Source organism: Thiomonas sp. FB-Cd, assembly GCF_000733775.1.
Taxonomy (GTDB): domain Bacteria; phylum Pseudomonadota; class Gammaproteobacteria; order Burkholderiales; family Burkholderiaceae_C; genus Thiomonas_A.
Genome location: NZ_JPOE01000002.1, coordinates 709,929 through 728,878 on the forward strand (window position 1 = coordinate 709,929; position 18,950 = coordinate 728,878).

Annotated in this window: 20 protein-coding genes; 5 read left to right on the top strand and 15 right to left on the bottom strand. The window is 63.3% G+C overall.

Annotated features, from left to right (window positions below; all coding sequences use genetic code 11):
* Window positions 1-101 precede the first annotated feature (101 nt).
* From CD04_RS0103480 to CD04_RS0103500, 5 genes are all read right to left on the bottom strand, one after another.
* Window positions 102-1,319, bottom strand: coding sequence for a CapA family protein (locus CD04_RS0103480; RefSeq protein ID WP_081857780.1), 1,218 nt, complete (start codon window positions 1,317-1,319; stop codon window positions 102-104).
* A 375-nt stretch (window positions 1,320-1,694) separates the two neighbouring features.
* Complete coding sequence (locus CD04_RS0103485) at window positions 1,695-1,877, bottom strand: hypothetical protein (protein ID WP_031404402.1); 183 nt, start codon at window positions 1,875-1,877, stop codon at window positions 1,695-1,697.
* Window positions 1,878-5,015 (bottom strand): HAD-IC family P-type ATPase, encoded by a 3,138-nt coding sequence (locus CD04_RS0103490; protein WP_197033007.1) that lies wholly within the window; start codon window positions 5,013-5,015, stop codon window positions 1,878-1,880. It lies immediately after the preceding gene.
* Between the two features lie 308 nt (window positions 5,016-5,323).
* Complete coding sequence (locus CD04_RS0103495) at window positions 5,324-6,700, bottom strand: TolC family protein (RefSeq protein ID WP_051848905.1); 1,377 nt, start codon at window positions 6,698-6,700, stop codon at window positions 5,324-5,326.
* A complete protein-coding gene (locus CD04_RS0103500) occupies window positions 6,697-7,590 on the bottom strand; it encodes an efflux RND transporter permease subunit (protein WP_081857782.1) in 894 nt (297 codons plus the stop codon). The genes CD04_RS0103495 and CD04_RS0103500 overlap by 4 nt, the downstream gene beginning before the upstream one ends.
* 32 nt (window positions 7,591-7,622) lie before the next feature.
* On the opposite strand from CD04_RS0103500, the gene CD04_RS0103505 reads away from it, so the two are divergent.
* Entirely contained in the window at window positions 7,623-8,660 is a 1,038-nt protein-coding gene (locus CD04_RS0103505) for an IS630 family transposase (RefSeq protein ID WP_031404406.1), read from the top strand.
* On the opposite strand, the gene CD04_RS0103510 is transcribed toward CD04_RS0103505, so the two are convergent.
* The 8 genes from CD04_RS0103510 to CD04_RS0103545 all read right to left on the bottom strand — a co-directional run bounded on the left by CD04_RS0103510 (window position 8,562) and on the right by CD04_RS0103545 (window position 14,590).
* On the bottom strand, window positions 8,562-10,883 hold the full coding sequence (locus CD04_RS0103510; RefSeq protein ID WP_081857783.1) for an efflux RND transporter permease subunit: 2,322 nt from the start codon (window positions 10,881-10,883) through the stop codon (window positions 8,562-8,564). The two genes, CD04_RS0103505 and CD04_RS0103510, sit on opposite strands and share 99 nt — an antisense overlap.
* 3 nt (window positions 10,884-10,886) lie before the next feature.
* Window positions 10,887-11,975 (bottom strand): efflux RND transporter periplasmic adaptor subunit, encoded by a 1,089-nt coding sequence (locus tag CD04_RS0103515; RefSeq protein ID WP_031404408.1) that lies wholly within the window; start codon window positions 11,973-11,975, stop codon window positions 10,887-10,889.
* Window positions 11,963-12,859: a M56 family metallopeptidase gene (locus tag CD04_RS24050; protein WP_031404409.1), complete on the bottom strand. Its 897-nt coding sequence runs from the start codon at window positions 12,857-12,859 to the stop codon at window positions 11,963-11,965. Before CD04_RS24050 ends, CD04_RS0103515 begins: the two co-directional genes overlap by 13 nt.
* Window positions 12,849-13,244 (bottom strand): BlaI/MecI/CopY family transcriptional regulator, encoded by a 396-nt coding sequence (locus CD04_RS0103525; protein ID WP_031404410.1) that lies wholly within the window; start codon window positions 13,242-13,244, stop codon window positions 12,849-12,851. Before CD04_RS0103525 ends, CD04_RS24050 begins: the two co-directional genes overlap by 11 nt.
* Window positions 13,245-13,401: 157 nt before the next feature.
* The gene (locus CD04_RS24365) at window positions 13,402-13,791 is read right to left on the bottom strand and encodes a transposase (protein ID WP_231480456.1); all 390 of its coding nucleotides are present in this window, start codon (window positions 13,789-13,791) and stop codon (window positions 13,402-13,404) included.
* 35 nt (window positions 13,792-13,826) lie between these two features.
* The gene (locus CD04_RS24370) at window positions 13,827-14,075 is read right to left on the bottom strand and encodes a hypothetical protein (protein ID WP_031404412.1); all 249 of its coding nucleotides are present in this window, start codon (window positions 14,073-14,075) and stop codon (window positions 13,827-13,829) included.
* Window positions 14,076-14,120: 45 nt separating this feature from the next.
* Window positions 14,121-14,267 (bottom strand): hypothetical protein, encoded by a 147-nt coding sequence (locus CD04_RS24375; RefSeq protein WP_231480457.1) that lies wholly within the window; start codon window positions 14,265-14,267, stop codon window positions 14,121-14,123.
* On the bottom strand, window positions 14,264-14,590 hold the full coding sequence (locus CD04_RS0103545) for a hypothetical protein (protein ID WP_031404413.1): 327 nt from the start codon (window positions 14,588-14,590) through the stop codon (window positions 14,264-14,266). The genes CD04_RS24375 and CD04_RS0103545 overlap by 4 nt, the downstream gene beginning before the upstream one ends.
* A 131-nt stretch (window positions 14,591-14,721) precedes the next feature.
* Here CD04_RS0103545 and CD04_RS0103550 point away from each other — a divergent pair, with 131 nt between their 5' ends.
* From CD04_RS0103550 to CD04_RS0103555, 3 genes are read left to right on the top strand one after another with little or no spacing between them, the layout of a single operon-like run.
* Entirely contained in the window at window positions 14,722-15,198 is a 477-nt protein-coding gene (locus CD04_RS0103550; RefSeq protein WP_197033008.1) for a rubrerythrin family protein, read from the top strand.
* A 3-nt stretch (window positions 15,199-15,201) separates the two neighbouring features.
* The gene (locus tag CD04_RS22970; protein WP_081857785.1) at window positions 15,202-15,363 is read left to right on the top strand and encodes a rubredoxin; all 162 of its coding nucleotides are present in this window, start codon (window positions 15,202-15,204) and stop codon (window positions 15,361-15,363) included.
* Window positions 15,363-16,487 (top strand): NAD(P)/FAD-dependent oxidoreductase, encoded by a 1,125-nt coding sequence (locus CD04_RS0103555; protein ID WP_031404415.1) that lies wholly within the window; start codon window positions 15,363-15,365, stop codon window positions 16,485-16,487. The genes CD04_RS22970 and CD04_RS0103555 overlap by 1 nt, the downstream gene beginning before the upstream one ends.
* 156 nt (window positions 16,488-16,643) lie before the next feature.
* On the opposite strand, the gene CD04_RS0103560 is transcribed toward CD04_RS0103555, so the two are convergent.
* A complete protein-coding gene (locus CD04_RS0103560; protein ID WP_051848906.1) occupies window positions 16,644-16,982 on the bottom strand; it encodes a hypothetical protein in 339 nt (112 codons plus the stop codon).
* 328 nt (window positions 16,983-17,310) lie between these two features.
* Between CD04_RS0103560 and CD04_RS0103565 the strand changes: the two genes are divergently transcribed.
* On the top strand, window positions 17,311-18,204 hold the full coding sequence (locus CD04_RS0103565; RefSeq protein WP_031404417.1) for an NAD(P)-dependent oxidoreductase: 894 nt from the start codon (window positions 17,311-17,313) through the stop codon (window positions 18,202-18,204).
* A 21-nt stretch (window positions 18,205-18,225) separates the two neighbouring features.
* On the opposite strand, the gene CD04_RS0103570 is transcribed toward CD04_RS0103565, so the two are convergent.
* Window positions 18,226-18,864: a LysE family translocator gene (locus CD04_RS0103570; RefSeq protein ID WP_031404418.1), complete on the bottom strand. Its 639-nt coding sequence runs from the start codon at window positions 18,862-18,864 to the stop codon at window positions 18,226-18,228.
* Between the last annotated feature and the right edge of the window lie 86 nt (window positions 18,865-18,950).

Below are 18,950 nucleotides of genomic sequence, written 5' to 3' on the forward strand. Positions count from 1 at the left end.
CATGTCCACCGAGTCACTCGATCCCCTGCTGCACCAACCGTTGGGCACCCTGCTTACCACCTAGTCGTGCTGCCGGCTGGGCCCTGCAAAGGGCTCAAATGTCATTGCCATTGCGCATTCAGAACGCCATCTTGGCCCATCGCGATGTGGGTGCCAAATGGTTTGCTTTCCCTGTCCAGTGTCTGTGCTAACCAGGCCTGATCTCGATCATTGGCCTGCCTGAGTTGGAAATTCCTGATCTGGAACGGCATGAGGGAAAGCATTTCGAGATCACCCGTTGTGGTGGAGCATTGCGCAAGATATGCGACAGCGAGATCGCCCCGGATTGGCGCTAGCCCCTTGATGCCTTCATAGTCGTTCAGAAAATCTCCGCACCCATAGAGGATGAGCTTGCCGCGGTAAACCTCGATCCCTTTTGGGTGATGGCTGGAGTGCCCGTGGACGATGTCGAAGCCCGCTGTGTCGATCAGGTCATGAGCAAGCGACATCTGATCAACTGGGATGTCATAACCCCAGTTACTGCCCCAGTGGATCGACGCAATGAGAAGATCACCGGCGAGCCTGCGGGATCTGACCTCATCCGCAATGCAAGTGATCGCTTTGGCAGAGGTGCCATCGAGTACATTGACCCCTCCCCTAGCCCGTCCCGCGGCCCATTTTTTCGGTATGCCGCTCGTGGTAAGGCCGAAGCCGAACACCAGCACCCTGCCTTGACCCTTGGTCCTGAGAACGGCGGGTGAAGCTGCCTCAGCATGTGCGCGGCCAGCGCCAGCGTAGGCGATTTTTGCCCCTTCCAAGCTTTCGAGTGTCTCTAGCAGGCCGGCTTGCGACCAGTCAAGGACGTGGTTGTTCGCAAGCACGCAGCAATCGATGCGCATGGCCTTGAGACAGGCCACGTTCCCGGGGTTCATCCGATAGTTAATGCCCTTTGGGTCATGCAGGCTGCATTTTGTGATGCTGGTTTCGAGATTTACGATGCGCACATCGGGAGCACGCAGTGCCAGTGCGAGGGCCGCATCACCCCACACATATCCGAAGTCAACGGGCGACGGGATCGGACCGTTGACACGCTCGGCGAGTGCCACGTAGTCCTTCGCCGAGGTGATGAAAGATTCGTAAAGACGTGGATCGGAGGGGCTCGGAAGGATCTGATCGATGCCCCGCCCAAGCATCACGTCGCCGCTGAGAAATAGCGTGAGATGCCCTCCTTCCGGGGGATTGGAGGCGGCCGTACCGCTGCCAATGCTCGTCTTCTCGGCGCCCCCCGCAGCTCCTGCCCCGATTGGGAGTGCAGGAGCAGCCTGCTGCGTTCCGCGCATTGCATGATTCCTTGATGACTCTTCTCGTGAGGTTATGCTCTTTGCGCCGGTTCCCTACTGATTTAAGTCACGTCTGATGATGGCCAGGCTTCGGGCAACATCGCGGCTGCGAACAAGGAGCCGAAGTGCGTCTTTCTGTTTGCGCCGAACGAAATTTGAGCAGTGAAGGATGTGCCCTCGCAAAGTCGCCCCGGGTGTTCAAACTAACCTGCTGCCTCGTGAGGCACAGGAGCAGACTCTTGCCTTGGGCACGCCCCACACGCCGCCACCCGCGCAGTCGCTGTGGCACTTCCGGGCACATCGCTTGGCAATTCTTGCGTTCCTTGCACCGCTCGATCCGAAAGGTCATGCGCTGGCAGTCGCCGTCGCCTCCTTTCAGCGAGCGACGCCGCTCGCGCGAAGCCTTGGGCCGTAGACCGCCGACACTGCCATCTGGTGTGAGCGGTCGGCTGGGGCCGCGATCAGCAGCGACACTTCCGCAGGGCTGATCGCCACGAGCAGCGTAGCGGGCAGGCCCACCCGTTCCGTTGTGGCCATCAACTCGGCGTCGCCGGTCATCTATTTTGTGACTCCAACGGGCGTGTAGCGCACCAAATCGGCCTCAAGGCTGGTTGCAATGTGGACGAACGCCGCGACGCCGAACACAGCGAGCATCACCACGCTCAGTGCGCGTGCGCGCAGGCGCTCCCGCGATTGGTAAGCGTAGGCCATCGCCAACAGCGCCACCCATGCCACGGCAAAAGCCAATCCCCCGAGCACGTCGGACAGCCAGTGCGCGCCAAGGTACAGGCGCGAGAATCCGATTAGGGTAACCAGCGAAACAGCCATGGCAGACCCCGTATGGCGCCACGCTACACGCGCACGCCGCAGCAGCAAGTAAGCCAGAAACCCATAGACCACCGTGCTCATCACCGCGTGGCCACTTGGAAATGAGAACTGCGCGGCGCCCGTGTAGAGCAGTTGCGGGCGCGGCCGGTGCAAGGCCAGCTTGATCACTTCAGCCAGCAGTTCGGCGGTTCCCACTGCGGCGATCCAATACGCCGCTGTCAACCACAGACGTTGTACGACGAACCAGGCTAAGGCGGCGACAATGACTGGCAGCAGCACCTGCACATCCCCGATCTCGGTGATGGCGACCATCGCCCGATCGAGAAGTCCGTTGTGCAAGGCCTGCAGCATGCGAAACACTTCGACGTCGACGAGCACCAGCGGATCGCGACTGATGACGTCCTCCATGACGCCGAAAAACAGCCATGCACCGCCAACAACCAACACCGCACCAACCAGCAGAAAAACCTTTGGACTGTCGGCACCGATCAGCCAATGCGTGAGTTCGCGCCGCTCCCAACGGCGATTGGGCGCACGTCGCGGCGGCGTGCTCGCTGCAACTGCGCGGCTCCAGTGAAGCGCGACGATCGCAGCGGTCGCGACCGCTGTGCACTCCACCCAAGCCCCGAGCGGCAGGGCCCGCAGAGCGACAAATCCACGCAACGAGGGCACGGTGATGGTCGCAATGAACAGCGCGACCATCGCCCCGACCAGCAGCGCGCGACGCCGGCTCGTCGGAGCAGAAGCCAGTGTCAGCACCGCGGTCGCTACAGCGAACAGCGTCAGGGTCGCCGCGCTTCGCGCCTGAGCCAGGCCCCACTGGGTGTGCACCAGCGCGTAGGCGGCAAAGGAAGACGCGGCCACGAACAGCCCGGCCGGCGCGGCGAAATGCAAGACCCGTTCGACGAATCCGGGCCGCAGCCTTTCTCCATTGGGTTCCAAGGACAGCAGGAAGGCTGGCAGCCCGATCGTTAGCGCGTCGACCAGCGAGATATGTCGGGGCAGGAAGGGAAACGCCACTCCGGCCAACCCCACCGCCAGCGCCAGTAGCATCGCGTACACGCTCTTGGTCAGAAACAGCACGGCGACGCGTTCGATGTTGCCGACCACCCTGCGGCCCTCGGCCATAATCGCGGGCATGCTGGCGAAGCGGTTGTCCAGTAGCACGAGCTGCGCGACCGCGCGAGCTGCAGCAGTACCCGCACCCATCGCGACCCCGACGTCGGCGCGCTTGAGAGCCGGAATATCGTTGACGCCGTCGCCCACCATCGCCACCGCGTGTCCGGCCGACTGCAGTGCCGAGACGATCACTTCCTTTTGTCGCGGCGCGGTGCGTCCAAACACCATGGCGCTGCCCGCCCGTAGGATCAATTCTTGCTCCGAAAGCGTCGATGCGTCCACGGGTTGGTCGGCACCAGCGATGCCCAGTTCCCGCGCGATGCCCGCGACCGTCGCCGGGTGATCTCCGGAGATCACCCGGACCGCAATCCCGCATGCCGCCAGATCTCGTAAGGTCGTCTTCGCGTCGGCGCGAACCTGTTCCGACAGTAGCACCAATGCGACGGGATCCAGTTGCTCGGGTCGGTGTTCGGCGACGAGTGTGGTCGTCGAACGCGCCAGCAACAGTACGCGAAATCCGGAATTTGCGAGTTCGCGCGCTCGCCCCAAGGTCGGCTGCGACCGATCCGCTAGCAGGATGTCGGGGGCGCCGAGTACCCAGGTCCCAAGTCCTTCGAGCGTGGCCCCGCTCCATTTGCGCGCAGACGAGAAGGCCACCGTCTCCCCTACTGTCGGCCCGTCTGCTTGCTTTGGCCATGCCCGGGCGACGGCCAGCAGCGTGGCGTTGGGATGCGACTCCGCGGCGGCCAGCGCGGCCAGCGCGCGCGTCGCATCAGGTTCCGCCCTCAGCGGTTCGAGGCGCTCGACACGAAGCTCGCGCTCGGTCAGCGTGCCCGTCTTGTCCAGGCAAATCACGTCCACACGGGCCAAGGCCTCGGTAGCCGCGAGGTCTTGTACCAAGGCGCGGTGGCGCGCAAGGCGCATGGCACCAATGGCCAGCGCCACGCTGGTCAGCAGAACAAGGCCCTGCGGCACCATGGCGACGACACCGGCTGCGCCATAAAGCAGGGCACCGCCCGGCGGGATACCCAAGGCGAACTGGCTTAGGAACAGCAGCGTGCCAGTTGGCACGAGTGCCCACCCGACCACCCGGAGGATGCGATCGATTCCGGTGCGCAGTTCCGAGTGTGCCAAGTTGAAACGTCGCGCTTCGTGGTCGAGGCGGTGGATCCAAGCGGCTTTCCCAACAGCGGTGACTCTGCAGCGTCCGGCTCCGGCGACCACCAGACTGCCCGAGCGCAGCGCATCGCCTGGGTGGCGCGCCACCGCGTCGGATTCACCCGTAAGCAACGATTCGTCAAGCTCCAGGCCCGTCCCGGCCAGTACGACGGCATCAACGGGAACTGGCTCGCCCGCAGCCAATTCCAGGATGTCATCGAGCACCACATCCTCGCTGTTTACCTCCACCGCCCGTCCGCTGCGAATGACCCGCGGGCGCGACGCTGCCTGCAGCGCCAAGCGATCGAGGATTCGTTTGGCGTGCAGTTCCTGCGCAATGCCGATCAGCGCGTTGACCAGAATGACGCCGCCGAACAGTGTGTCCTGCCATGACCCAACAGCGACGACAATCACCCAAAGCGCACCCAGCAGCGCGTTGAAGCGTGTCAATACATGGACCTGAAGGATCTGCCACGTCGTGCGGCTGGCCGGTGTAGTCGTGCGATTGACCTGACCCTGCGCTACACGCGCGCGGACTTCGGCGTCGGCAAGACCTTCAATCAGCTCTAGCGGGTTCGACTCGGTTATCAAGGTTGATGAGTTTCCACGCTGCCAATGGCACATTTGCGCCTCGAAGGGCGCGCGGCCACCCTAACTCCATTGTGCGCGCACACGCAGCGGTTCCTGATGCGCACCGGGCTACCTCTTCGATCGCCGCGTCAATGATCCATTTTGGCGAGCAGGGGCGGCATTGCTCTGCAGAAATATTGCATGGTTGCGTGTCCGGATCGCGTTCATCCGAGTGATCTTCGAATCCAGGTCATCGGGGGCGGGACTGCGACCACCGCCGGACTGCAAGCCCCAACAGGGTGCAAACATTCGGCGCAGCGGGTCCCGTTTCATTGCGCGCCGGCTGGCGCGAACACTCCGCGTCCGGTCAGCAACTGCAGCGCCACCGTCTGCTGGACAATCTGCTGCGCATTGGCCTGCAACGCCAGGCGTTGGCCCAGCAAAGCCCGGCGCTGGGCCTGTGCCTGGGGCAGCGTGACATCGCCTTGCCGCAATGCCGCCTCAGTGGCCTGTGCGGCGGCGCGCAGCGCCGGTAGCGCGGCGCGCAGCGTGGCATGCTGCTGACGCAGCAGACGGATGTCGGCCAAAAGCTGCTCGACTTCGGCGCGGGACTGGCGCAAGCGCAACGCGTAGCCGTCATAAAGCGCCTGGCGCGTGGCGGTCTGCACCGCGATGGCGCCACGGCTGCCGTTGAGTATCGGCAACCTGAACGTGACGCCGAAGCCGACGGTGTTGACGTCCGAGGTGTCGCGGGCGCGCGAAATACTGATCCCCACCGACGGGAACTGCGACAGCACCGCCTCGCGCAGCTTCTGCTCTTGGCTCTGGTAGCCGGCCTGCAAGGCCAACAGATCCGGGCGGATCGTACCCAGATGGTGCAATGCGGCAGCGGCGGCACGCAGTGCCGCGGGGTCCAAGCGCGGCAGGCCTGCAAGTAGCAGTGGTGTACCCGGGCGCAGCCCAAGCAGGGCATCGAGTTCGGCGAGTCGAGCTTGGCGCTGCCGGGCATCGGCGGCAAGCTGTTGCTGCAGGGCCTGCAGCTCCACCAGATCGGCATCTGCCGTGGTGCGCGGCTCGATGCCAGCCTTCTGCTCGCTGCGGTCGCGGCGCAAGCGCTTGAAAACCGCGTCGAGCTGCGCTCGCAGCAGGGCGCCACGCTCACGCAGTCCGACTGCGGCGACGTAGTCCGCTTCGGCCGCCGCGGCTGTCTGCCATTCCTGCCAGAGAATCTGCAGATTGACCTGGCGCACATGCGCCCTGCCCGCCGCTACGGCGGCGCCACGCGTGATCAGGCTGCTTACGCTCAGGCTCAACCCGAGCTTGTACGCCGTGGTTGTCGGGCTGCCGGAATTGCCTTGGGGAATCTGGCGCGATGCGCTGAACTGCGGATCCGGCAGCAGCCCGGCCGCAAAGGCCTGGGCGCGGGCCACGCCCACCTCGTCACGCGCATCGCGCAACGCCGGACTGTTGAGCACAGCCAGCGCGGCGACGGCCTGCATGGTCCATGGCGCGTCCAGGTCGATGCGCTGCGCGGCCAGCGCCGGTAACGCGATGTCACGCGCATCGACGCGCAACTGTGCCCGATCACTCCATTGCACCTCGGTCGGCAGCGGCTTCGGGCGATAGCTCGCGCAGGCGAATAGCAGGCCACACAGACCTAGGGAGGTCGCGCCGCGCGCCAGGCGGCTGGTGATCGATGTTTTCATGGCGCTTGCTCTGCCGAAGCTTGGCGCACGAGTTGCTTGCGCCGCCAGTACAGATACAGCGCCGGGATCAGGTTCGTCGAGCGCAGCGCGCTCCACACCAGTCCGCCCAGGATCACCACCGCCAGTCCCTGCTCGGGAGCTGCACCTGCGCCCAGGCCCAGAGCGGTGGGCAGCATGCCCAAGATCGCGGTGACTGCGGTGAGCACGATGGGACGAAAGCGGACTTGGATGGCCTCGCGCACTGCCTCCTCGACGGACATGCCTGCGTTCTCGTTGCTGCGGGCGCGGTCCAGCAACACGATGGAGTGGCGCAAGCCGATGCCCACCAGGGTCAGAAAGCCGATCATGCCGGTGGCATTCAGGCCGACGCCGCTGAGCACCAGCGCCACCGTGCCGCCGGTCAGCGCCAGCGGGATCTCGAGCATCAGGATGCCCGGGATCAGCAGTCCGTCGAACTGCAGCAGCAGGATGCCGACCATGATCGCGAAGGCCGCCAGGGTCGCCAGCAGCAGGCCGATGGCTGCCTGTTCAAGCTCGGCGGCCAGGCCGCCGAAGGCAATGCGGTAGCCGGCAGCCAATTGCAGCCCGGCCAGTGCGCGCCGCGCCGCCGCCTCGGTACTGCCCAGCGGCCCGGTCGGCGTGGCCAGGATGTCCAGGGCGCGCGCTCCGGCGATGTGACGGATCTGGTTTGGAGTCTGCACCAGCTGCAGGGTTGCGAGCTGGCCCAACGGGGTCCAGCCGCGTGGCGTGCGGATCGGCAGCGCGCCCAGTTGCGCGATCGAGCGCTGGGGCGCATCGGCCAGGCGTATGTAAAGGTCCAGCGGCACGTTGCCCTCGGGTACGCGGCTGAGGATCTTGCCGTCGATTATAGATAAGGCCCAATAAAATATGAACTTTCAGCAAGTTTTTTGATCCATTGATGATGGAAAAAGAAAACGCAAGGAAGCAAACACTGGAGCAACTTCACGAGCGGCGCAAGCAAGTCGTGAGGTTGCACAAGCGGGGCGTCAAGATCATGCAGATCGTGGACATGACGGGGCTGAGCTACCCGCCCGTTCGAGCGGCCATTGACTTGTACGAGGCTGGCGGCTGGAGCGCCATCCGACCGACTCGGCGGGGACGCGCCAGAGGCGACGGTCGGGTGCTCAGTCAAGCGCAAGAAGAGACGATCCAGCGCCTGATCATTGACACGCGTCCCGAGCAACTCAAGATGGACTTTCACCTGTGGAGCCGCGCTGCAGTGATGCAGCTCATTGAACAGGAGTTCGACATCAAACTGCAGGTGCGCAGCGTTGGAAAGTACCTCACCCGCTGGGGCTTTACGCCACAAAAGCCGATCAAGCGAGCCTATGAGCAAAGCCCCGCGGCGGTGCAGGCTTGGCTGGAGGGGGAATACCCCGCCATTGAGCAGCGCGCCAGGGCTGAGGGCGGGGAAATTCACTGGGGAGACGAAACCGCGCTGGTCAACACGGACGTGCGCGGCAGAAGCTTTGCCCCTGCGGGCAAAACCCCCGTGGCGATGGCGGTGGGCGGCACGCGCCAGAAGCTCTCGATGATCGCCACGGTGACCAACCAGGGCAAGACCCGCTGGATGATCATCGACGAGGCGTTTGACGCCGACAAGCTGATCGAGTTCTTGCAGGCGTTGATCAAGGATGCAGGCAGGAAGGTATTCCTGATTCTGGACAACCTGAGGGTGCATCACAGCAAGTTGGTGAAGGCGTGGGTCGCCTTGCACAACGCGCAGATCGAGCTGTTTTACCTGCCCAGTTACAGCCCCCAACTCAACCCTGAGGAGAGGCTCAACGCCGATCTCAAACAGGAAATGGGCAAACGCGTGCCGGTGCGAACCAAGGCCAAATTACGCGAAGCTGCGAACGACCATATGGCGAGGCTGGAACAAAACCCGCAACGTGTGATGAGCTACTTCCAGGACCGGCGCGTTCGCTACGCAGCTTAATACTTCACAGGGCCGGAGCAATAGTGGCGCGAGTTGCGCGTACAGAGCCGCTGGGGTCAGGGCCTGCACCGCAAGAGCTTGCGCCCGGGGCTCGATCTGCAGTTGCGTGACCGGATAGCCATCATTGTTGAACACATCTGCTAGGGCCGGAATGCGGCGCAGACGTGCAGTGATCTGCTCGGCTATCGCGCGCATCTCGGTAACCCTGGCGCCGAACACGTGGATCACGAAGGGTTGTGGCAGGCCAGACAGGCTCTCGCCGACGCGCTCGATGGTCGGCGTGTCCACCGCGAGTTGCACACCGGGAAGCCGGGATTCGCTCTGGATGCGCTGACCAATCGCGTCCAGAGCGTTGACGCTGACGCCGCGCTTGAGCGCCACCTGGATCTCGCCGGCGTAGGCAGGCTCGGTGTAGGCGGTCGACGAGGCCGAGCCGATGCGCGCGTAGACGTGGGCGACCGCCGGATCGCGCAACAGACGCTCGGAAATCTGCTGGACCGCTGCGCGGGTGTCGAGCAGCGAGGCCCCTGGTGGTAGCGTGAACGACTCCAGCAGCGCACCTTCATTGGGAAGGGGCAGGAAATTGATCGGCACCAGCACCAGGCCGACCAGGCTGATGAGCAGCACGGCGAAAGTGATGGCCAGGCTGGTCCGCGGCGCGCGTGCGACCCAGTCAAACAGGCGTTCGTTGCCGCGCTGCAACCAGTGCAGCAGGCGTTGGCCGCTGCTCGTTCCCGGGCTCGGTCGAGCGTTGATGAAACCCAAGCCGAGCGGAATCAGGGTGAGCGACACCAGTAGCGACGCCAGCAGCGCCAGAATCATCGCCAGCGAGAAAGGGATGAAGAACAGACCGACCAGACCGCCCACGAACAGCAACGGCACGTAGATCGCGATGTTGGTCAGGGTGCCGGTGATGTCCGGGATCACGATGCTCTTGACGCCTTCCCAGATGCCTTGCCAATGCGAGTCGCCGCTTTCCCAACGGTGGTAGATGCTCTCGAGCACGATGATCGCGTCGTCTGCCAGCAAGCCTACAGCGACGGTCAACGCGCCGAAGGTCATCAGGTTCAGGGTCTGCCCCAGTGTATGCAATGCAGCGATGCCCAGCGCCAGCGACAGAGGAATGCTCAAGGCCAGGACGACGATGCCGCGTCCCGCTCCCAGCACCCAGAACAGCAAGAGCACCGCAAGCACCGCACCAATCAGCAGGTTGCGCCCTAGGTCCGTGCCGACGATGCCGACGAGGTGCCCCTGATCGTAGATCCGCACCCAGTGCACGCCGCCGGGCAGCTGCGACAGCGTCTGGTCTAGCGTTGCCTGCACGGACCGCGTCACGGCCAAGGTCGATGCACCGGGCTGCTTGATCACCGTCAGCGCCACGCTGGGACGACCATCGAGCGCTATGGCATTGTGGGTCGGAACGGCCGAGCGCTGGATGCGCGCCAGGGCACGCAGCGGAATAGGGCCCTCGGGTGTGGCAACCGACAGCGCGTCGAGCTGGTCGACGTGCACCGGCAGGCTGCGGGCCTCAATCAGCACGTCGTTATGTCCCAGGGTGAGGTAGCCCGCCGGAGCGAGCAGGATCTGGGATCTCACCGCTTGCTCGATGGCCTCGACGCCGACGTTATAGCGTCGCATCGCGCTCAGATCAGGCTGGATCCACAGGGCTTCCTGACCCGCGCCGTAGACGTTGACAAACTGCACTCCAGGTATCGCGCGAAGCGCCGGTGCAATGTCGGCCTGCACCGCGCGCTGCACGAGGGCCGGTGCGATTCCGGGCGGAATCTGCGCGGTGTAGTCAGCCACCTCGTTGATCGCGTTGCCCATGATCTGAGCCAGCGGGTGGGCCTGCGCAGGCAACTGCGCGCGTGCACGGTCGATTGCGCCGTTGACCGCCTGGAGGTCAGACTGCGCGCTGGTTGTCGGGTCAAAACGCACGTCAACCTGGACCGTCCCGTTGCCCATCACCGAGCGCACGCTGCGCAGGTGAGTCAGGGTCAGGATCTGGCTTTCCATCGGATACACCACCAGCTGCTCAAGTTCCGTCGCGGTCGTGCCTGGCAGATGCGCGGTGACGCTGATTTGCGGATAGTTGAACTGCGGCAGTACCTCGACCGGCGTGTGCACGAAGGCGTTCACGGCCCACAACAGCGCCGCTGCGAGCACGAGTAGCCACAGTACCCGGCGCCGCAACAGGCGCGGTATGGAAACGTCGGCGTCCATGACTCAATCGGGAGGGGTGTAGGACCGAGCAATGCCGCGGTGGTACCGCAGGAAGGCGTCGGTCACGACGACCTGCTGTCCGGGAAGCAGGCCCGAGGCGATCGAGGTCTCCCAGCCGTGCGCCGGCCCGGGGACCACCTGCTGCGGTTTGTCACCCTGAGCTGTGTGCACCAGCACCCACCACCGACCGCGGTCGAGGATGAGCGCGCTGGTTGGCACCGCAACCATGTGGCGGGACGGCCCATCGATGCTGAGTGTTCCCCATTCGCCGGCCATCCATGCGGCGGAGGCGATGGGCGATGTGGGCGTAAGGCCGACGCGCAAGCCCCCGTCGGACGTGAGGGCCGAGAAGATGGCGGTCAGCCTGACGGCGATCGGCCTACCACCGGCGACCGGCTGGTAGCGTCCCTGCACGCCTACATGCAGCAAAGCGGCGTCGGACCCGTAGTACTGGGCGCGAACCCAGAGCTTGCCATCGGGCTGCAGGGTCAGGACGGTCTCGCCGGACGTAGCCTGTTCGCCATCGGCCGCGCGCAGGGCGATCACTTTGCCCGCCACCGGGGCGCGCACGGTCTGCAGATCCTGGGCTTCGCGAAACTGCGCCTCCGCTGTGTGGACGGCGGCGCGCGCAGCCGCCAGCTCGCTTTGGGCCGCATCAAGCAGCTGCTGGGTAGCCAGCTGATCTGCGTATTGGCGGCGAGCGATGTCCAGAGCGCGGCTGGCGGCCTCCTCACGCGCTTTGGAACTGCGCAGGCGCTGCTCGCGCGCGGTGAGCAGAACCTGCATTCTCGGGCCACCAAGGCGGGCCAGTACCTGGCCTGCACGTACAACACTGCCCGGCACCACATCGAGGCCCCCCACCGTTCCCGGCTCGACGGCGCGCACCCGGACCACAGAGATCGGCTCGACCTGGCCATAGGCGCTCAGGGACTGCGTCAGGGTTTGGGCCCGCGCGGTGGCGAAGTCGCCTTGGTCCGCGGCGGCCGCGATTGCCTGCGTTGACCCGGCATCGAAAATGCAGCACGCGGCAAGAAGCAGAGTAACGGCCAAGCGTCGTCCCTGCGGTTCACGCGTGGCGATCAGACAGTCCATGTCCAGACGAGGAAGGGGTGAAGAATTGAGTTGCCGTACGCAGCACCCAGGGCAACAACGATCCCGAGCGTGGCGCAAGCCATGCCAAGCAAAGCGGGATCGCTGAGACGCATCCAGAGCGTGGCACCGGCCGGCTCTGGCAACGGAGCAAGCAACCTGGCAACGCGCGTTTGCAACCATCGGGCTTCGCCAAGCAGGGCAACGTCGATGGACGTGCTCCACCGAGAGCGTCGCGGCTGAGAGGTCGGCGAGGAGCGGCGAGCCGTGGCGACGATGGCTGCCGCGAGGTCGACACCGCAGGCACCGCGGCTGCGGGCCTCATCGTCACGGGCGCATTCCAGAACTTCCAGCCAGGATTCGAAACGCCTGCGAACCCAAGGCCAGGGCCATTGGAGGTCGGTGGCAATTTGAGCGAGCCATATGCGCAGGGGATCATGGTGCCGCACATGTGCCTGCTCGTGCGCCCAAGCCGCCCGGACCTGCCCCTCGTCCAGAGTCCGTGCGTGAAATGGGGAGAATAGGATCTGCGGGCGCAAGAGTCCGACGGTACAAATCGGCAGTTGCGTCGGTTCGCGCACCATCACCCAGATGGCTCTGAAAGTGGCGCGCAAAGCGACCAAGGCGAACGGCATGCTCGCAGCGATCAACATACCGTGATCGAAGCGCGCGCGCACGGGATCGGGTTCCCGCAAGGCCCATCCGCACAGCCATGCGGTCACGACCAGCGTGGGGGCGACCGGCAGCCATAGCTGCAACCAAGCGCGACGCTCGGCAATGCGCGGATCCTCCTCGGGAAACGGTCTGCGAGAAATCAACGCCAGCGGTTGCGCGGCCAATCCGCCAAACAGAAGCAGCAATATTGTCAGAAGGGTTTCACGTCCCATGACTGAATCTCCTCTTGTCCCGGATCGCGCACTCGAGTTGCTCGAGAAGATCAGGATTAATCTCGTCAACGGCTTCGACTAACGCTGCGACTGCCGCATGGGGGCTGGGCCCCAGGAAGCGGTTTACGAGATGACGAGCACGCGCCCGCTCCACTGTTTCGCGCTCGACCGCAGGGGCGTAGACAAAGGCAGCCCCCTCCCGGCGTCGCTCGACCAGTCCCTTGTCGCGCAGGCGGTCAATAACCTTCGCGGTTGTTGTATAGACCAAGCCGTCTGGCGCGCCAACGCGCTCATGCAAGTCGCGCACGGAGGCGGTACGCAGGTCCCACAAGGCGGTGAGCACTGCATATTCAAGGTCATCAGCGGGTAGGCGGAACTGAAGCACACGAACATCCTACGACGACAGTCGTAGATGGGCAATTGATGAACATGAAAACTTTTGAAGCAAGCCAAAGGCGAGTTGCCTGTGGCGGGGATGTGCTGCAAGCACTGCATCCTCCGGCTGTGGGCTGTTGCCGCAGGCTGCAATCGTTATTCGGGACCTAAAAGACGCCGACCATCCCCTCCCCTGCCCATTCGTCATGGACTCTCCTGCCACTAGCCGATGAATCGGCTGTCGTGGCGGTTTGGAGCGTCAAAGACTTCGACTTGCCCCGTTGCGGGGACAGAGATTTCGGTCTCGCCGCCACGCCCGTTCCAGGCGTGTCCCGAAAAGAGATTTGCTGCGCTGCGTGCGCGTCGATGAGAGCCGCCAACGCGCTGCTGCGGTCCCGCGGCATGACGTGCTCCCAGTGCGGGCAGATGTGCATGCGCTCGGCAAGCGTCTTGGGCACGAGTGCCCAACAGGCCGAGCAGCGCTGCGACGGCTTGAGCTGGCGTGTGTCGTTCAGATGCAGCTGCGTACCAGCTTCTTTCGCTTTGTACGCGAGCATCTGATGCGCCATGCCGAACCCCGCCGAGAGAATCGCTAGGCGTCCAACCCGAAGCGCTGACGGCCGCGCGCCCGGATGGGCATGGCGGCTTCGCCACTGCCGAAGCGCAGTGTGGCGTCGCTCTTGCCATGCTGCATGAGCTTCCATCCAGCGGAATCGGGATACGCGAAGCCCGAGAACCGCTTCGCGGATTTGAAGCGTGGGACGCCACGCGTCGGCCCCGTCTTGACGCGGCCAAACAACGTGGCAAACGCCAGATTGAGCCGCCGCGGCGTCTGCTGCAAGGCATGATTGCCGAGCGCGATGAGCTTGGGCCGATCCGCCTTGATCTACGGCAGGACGTTCTGCTGGTCGTAGTCGGAGATGGACTTCCTGGCCTTGCGCAAGGCATCAATGCGCTCTTCGAGCGCCGCGTTGTACAGCTCGCAGTGCAGTCGCGCCCGCGCCAGTCGCACCATCTGCGCAGGGATGCTCATGTGTCCGGCTCGCTGCTCGGCTTCAGGCGTGGCCAGTTGAGCAGTTCCGCCAGCCTTGTGACGACCCACATGGCTTCCTTTGGATTCACCCCGGAGTCCTCCGCAAGAAGCCCGCGGTGAATGCGCACGAGAACGTCCTCTTCAGTGACCTTGAGATCCCCTTTGACGTCTGCGGCATGCTCGGTGAGCATCGTCGCCAAATCTTCGCAGAACTCATAGCGCGCGGCGATCACATCGCGCGTGGCATGGGGCTTGGTGCGACCCGGCTCCAGGTACAGGGCGATAAATGATGGCGGAATCTCGAATTGCGATTCAGGTGGCATGGATGACGTGGGCGGGGACTGCGGAGATGATCGATGCACGTTAGCTATCGACGTGTTGAAATAAATTCATTTGTTTTATCTAGTCTGCACTTTTACGCTTCTCCCATCGCAATGTTGAACTGGAGTTATTCATGATGCAACAGTCAGTCACGCTGAAAAACCTCGAGGGTGCATTTGCTGGCGAATCGATGGCGCATGCCAAGTACCGCTACTTTGCCAAGATCTGCCGCGAACTCGGCGACGAGGACACTGCTCGTCGATTCGAGGAGACTGCAGCGCAGGAAGTGCTGCACGCGCAGGGCCATCTTGAGCTTCTCTATCCGAAGGAGAAGCTGACCGTCGCCGACTGCTTGAAGTTGGCAATTGACGGCGAGACCTACGAGTACACCGAGATGTACCCGTCCTTTCGGCATGCCGCAGTCGCAGAAGGCAATGCGGCCGCCGTGCAGGAATTTGACGAACAGATCGCGGAGTCAAAGGACCATGCGAGGCAATTTTCCGCGATGCTCATCAAAGCTGCCAAGCGGTTCGATGCCTTGACCCGCGTCGAAAAGCGCCACGCCGAGGCCTACACCGCCCAACTCACCAAAATCACGTCTGAGGCTTAAATCATGGCACAACAACATGTTTGCATCGTCTGTGGCTACACCTATGACCCTGTAAAGGGAGCCCCCGAGCATGGGATTGCCCCAGGAACGCCATTTGAAGACATTCCTGAGGATTTCCTGTGCCCCGATTGCGGAGTGGCCAAAGCTGACTTCGAGGCGATCTGATGGATCGCAGCCCGATCGTCATTGTCGGAGGGGGGTTGGCTGGATTCGCGGTTGCGCGCGAGCTCAAACAGCGCGGTAATACGCGTGATGTGTTGATGCTTACTGCCGATGAGGGGCGGTTTTATGCGAAGCCTCTTTTGTCGCATGGGCTCTCCCGTGCGACGCCTGCGGCGGCCTTGCTGATGTCGCCGGAGAAGGCGGCGTCAGCCAATCAGGTTCGCGTTTTGCCACGCACCGAGGTCGTCCGCGCTGACTTCGAGGCCACGACTGTCCATGCGGCGGATGGTCGGGCGTTTCGTTACGGTGACCTCGTTGTCGCAACGGGGGCTAGGCCATTGGACTTCTGGCATGGCGATCGCATTTTTTCGGTCAATTCGGCATCGGACATGAGCCGACTGGAGCCGGTGCTCGAAGGCGCCAAGAGGATCTTGATCGCGGGCGCCGGGTTCGTTGGTCTGGAGTTTGCCAATGACTGGGCCAAGGCGGGCAAGCAAGTAACGGTCGTGTCCCTGGATGGGCCGCTGCGTCCTCTCGTGCCCCAAAGCGTCAGCGGATGGGTCGAAGCTAACCTGACCCGCGCAGGCGTGCGCTTTGTTCGAGGCCGTCTGACGCCGGTGCATGAGGGCGCCGACCTTTGCGCGGAGGTCGACGGCAAGCGACTCACTGCGCGCTTCGACCTGATGCTATCGGCCGTGGGGCTTGGGCCCGATGTTGCCCTGTGGAATCAAGCGGGATTGGTCACCGGCCGTCATGGGCTCGTCGTCAACGCTCGTTTCCAGACCAATGTCGCTCACGTTTACGCAGTGGGCGATGTCATGGAATTCCAAGGCCAGGCGTGGCGATTTGTGACCGCGCTGAATCACGCTGCAAAGGTCATTGCTTCGAACCTTCAAGGCGAGGAGAGTTGCGAAAATTTCGGGGCCTTGCCTATTTCGTTGAAATGCCCCGATTCTCCGCTCGCGATGGCGTTGCCCCGAGTCCAGGGGTCAGGATCGTGGGAGGTTAAAGCGGGCGACGCGGATCTCGAAGCGACCTACCGCCAGGACGGAAAGCTCAGGGGATTCGTGCTCGGAGGCACTGCGGCCCACCGAAGAAGGCAGTTCGAGGATGAATTGGCGGCCTGAACGGGCCTCAATTTGTCGATGACGAGTTTATCGAGGCGCAATTTCACCAACGCTGACATGCCCTTGATGGGCATGTCAGCGTCGATGTCGACACGAATCGACTTGGCGTTCACGCTTGTGGACACCAAGCGCCCTGCTCGCCAAAGCGCATGCACTTCAAGCGTCTGCACGGCGTGCGGCATCGCGCAGGACTTGCTTCGTCAGCAATTCTGTCCTCGCAGAGTATTCCAAGGGTGAGCGGCACAGCCCCGCCCACTCATAGCTGAGATTTTCGTAGATCTCAGCCGCTGCGGGAAATGCAGTTAAGACCGCGTCGAGTTGCGGATCAAAGCGCATGGTCGCAAGCTCGTTTTGGATCCGTTGAACAAGCAGGCGATATTGGTCCGCGCTGGCGGTGAGCGGCTGTTTTTCCAGTCGATCCAAAAGATGCGCCAAGGCGATGAGTGCATCAAGTCGCCGTGGTCGTAATGGATTGATTACGGGGTGCTCTTGCATAACAATCTTCAGGGAAGAAACGCTTCATCACTGCTTGGCTAGCTGAGGGCCAAAGGGAAATTTTCAAGGTGCTGGCTGGCGGTGGGCGAGGACTCCACTGGCGCCGCCAAGGGTGCGAGTGCTGCAGCAGGTGCCCAAAGGCCATGCCGCTGGGGTGTGGATCAGCCTGGGTTCGAGTTACCTGGTACGAATGATCAACCGGTGGAGCGCAGTTGCACAATAGCCCGATCGGCCCAATCAATGCCGCAGTTGCGGTGGCCACCGACTGTGGCTTCCATGGTCTGCAAACACCCTCCTCCCCCTGTTGCCCCTACGCCGGAGAACATTGATGGCACAAACTGCAGTTGCTTTTGTCGGTCTTGGGGCCATGGGCGAGCCCATGGCCCATAACGTGCTGCGCAGTGGCGTTGCGCTCACGGTCTACAACCGCTCCAAGTCCCGGGCGCAATCTTTGGCGGCAGCGGGTGCAAAGGTTGCCGACACGGCGGCCATGGCCGTGAGCCCAGGCGGCGTGGTGGTCACGATGCTGGCCAATGACGCGGCGCTTGAGGCCGTGACGTTAGGTCCCGATGGTTTCATGGGCCGATTGGACTCCGGTGGCCTGCATATTTCGATGAGCACGGTTTCCCCGGAAACATCGCGTCGGCTGGCTCGAGAACATGCCAAACGAGGCAGCTTCTACGTTGCCGCACCCGTGTTTGGGCGCCCGGAAGCAGCTGCTGCGCGGAAGCTTTGGATTGGCCAGTCAGGACCAGCCGAAGCCAAGGCCCGTGCCAAGCCTATTCTCGACGCCATGGGGCAAGGCATTCACGATTTTGGCGAGGATCCCGGCGCCGCGAATGTGGTGAAACTATCGGGAAATTTCTTGATCCTGTCGGCCGTGGAGGCGCTTGCCGAAGCGCTCGCCCTCTCCGAAAAGAATGGAATTGACCGGCACGTCTTGGCAGGGTTTCTTGGGCAGACGATCTTCAATTGCCCGATTTACCAGAACTACGGTCGCATTCTCGCGGACCAGAAGTATGAGCCGGCTGGCTTCAAATTGGAACTTGGCATGAAGGACGTGCGTTTGGTGCGCGACGTGGCAGAAAGCGTCACCGCCACCATGCCGCTGGCCGACTTGCTTCATGCACGGCTGCTGACGAGTTTGGCCAAAGGTCGCGGCGAAATGGACTGGACCGCCATTGCCATGCTTAGCGCGGAAGAAGCCGGTATCGGCTGCTGAGTTTCCGACAACGATTACCGCCTATCGATGAAGGCGCAGAAGCCCGAGTCCAAAGGCGCAAAACACGCCTCCTGAAGCGCGCTGCGGCCAACCTGATGAAAACCAGGCGCGCAGGCGCTTTCGTGTGAGCACGGCAAATCCGGCGTATATGCTCAACGCGCCTAGCGAGATGACCATGAATGTGCCCGTAAGCGTGGCGTATTGCGGGGTCATCGGACGGGATGGGCTCAGGAACTGAGGGAACAGGGCTGCAATGAAGGCGATGGCCTTCGGGTTGGTCAGCGCCACGGCCAGTCCCTTCGCGTAGAGGGCGCGGGGGCGGCGCTCTGGCGCCGGCGCGCCCGAAGACGTTGCCGGCAGTGGCCTTGCGCCGCGACTGGCGCCACGCCACTGCTGTACGCCAAGCCAGATGAGATAGATTGCTCCCGTGACCTTGAGCGCGTTGAAAGCGAGCGCGGACGCATGAAGAATGGCGTTGACGCCGAGTGCACTGAGTAATGTCAGCACCAGGAGGCCCGATACGTTGCCGAGGGACGACCATAGCGCGCGGCGCCAGCCGTAATGCATGGCATTGTGAATCGACAGCATGACCGCGGGTCCCGGTGTGAACGAGGCAGCCAGGGCAAAGCCAACGAAAAGCCAATAGGAGGTGGTGGGCATGACGGGGGGCAATGTGATTGAAGCGTTGTCGGTGGTCTGCTCGCGCTGAGGACAAGCCGCGTCCTGCGACCTGACACGACTACGCA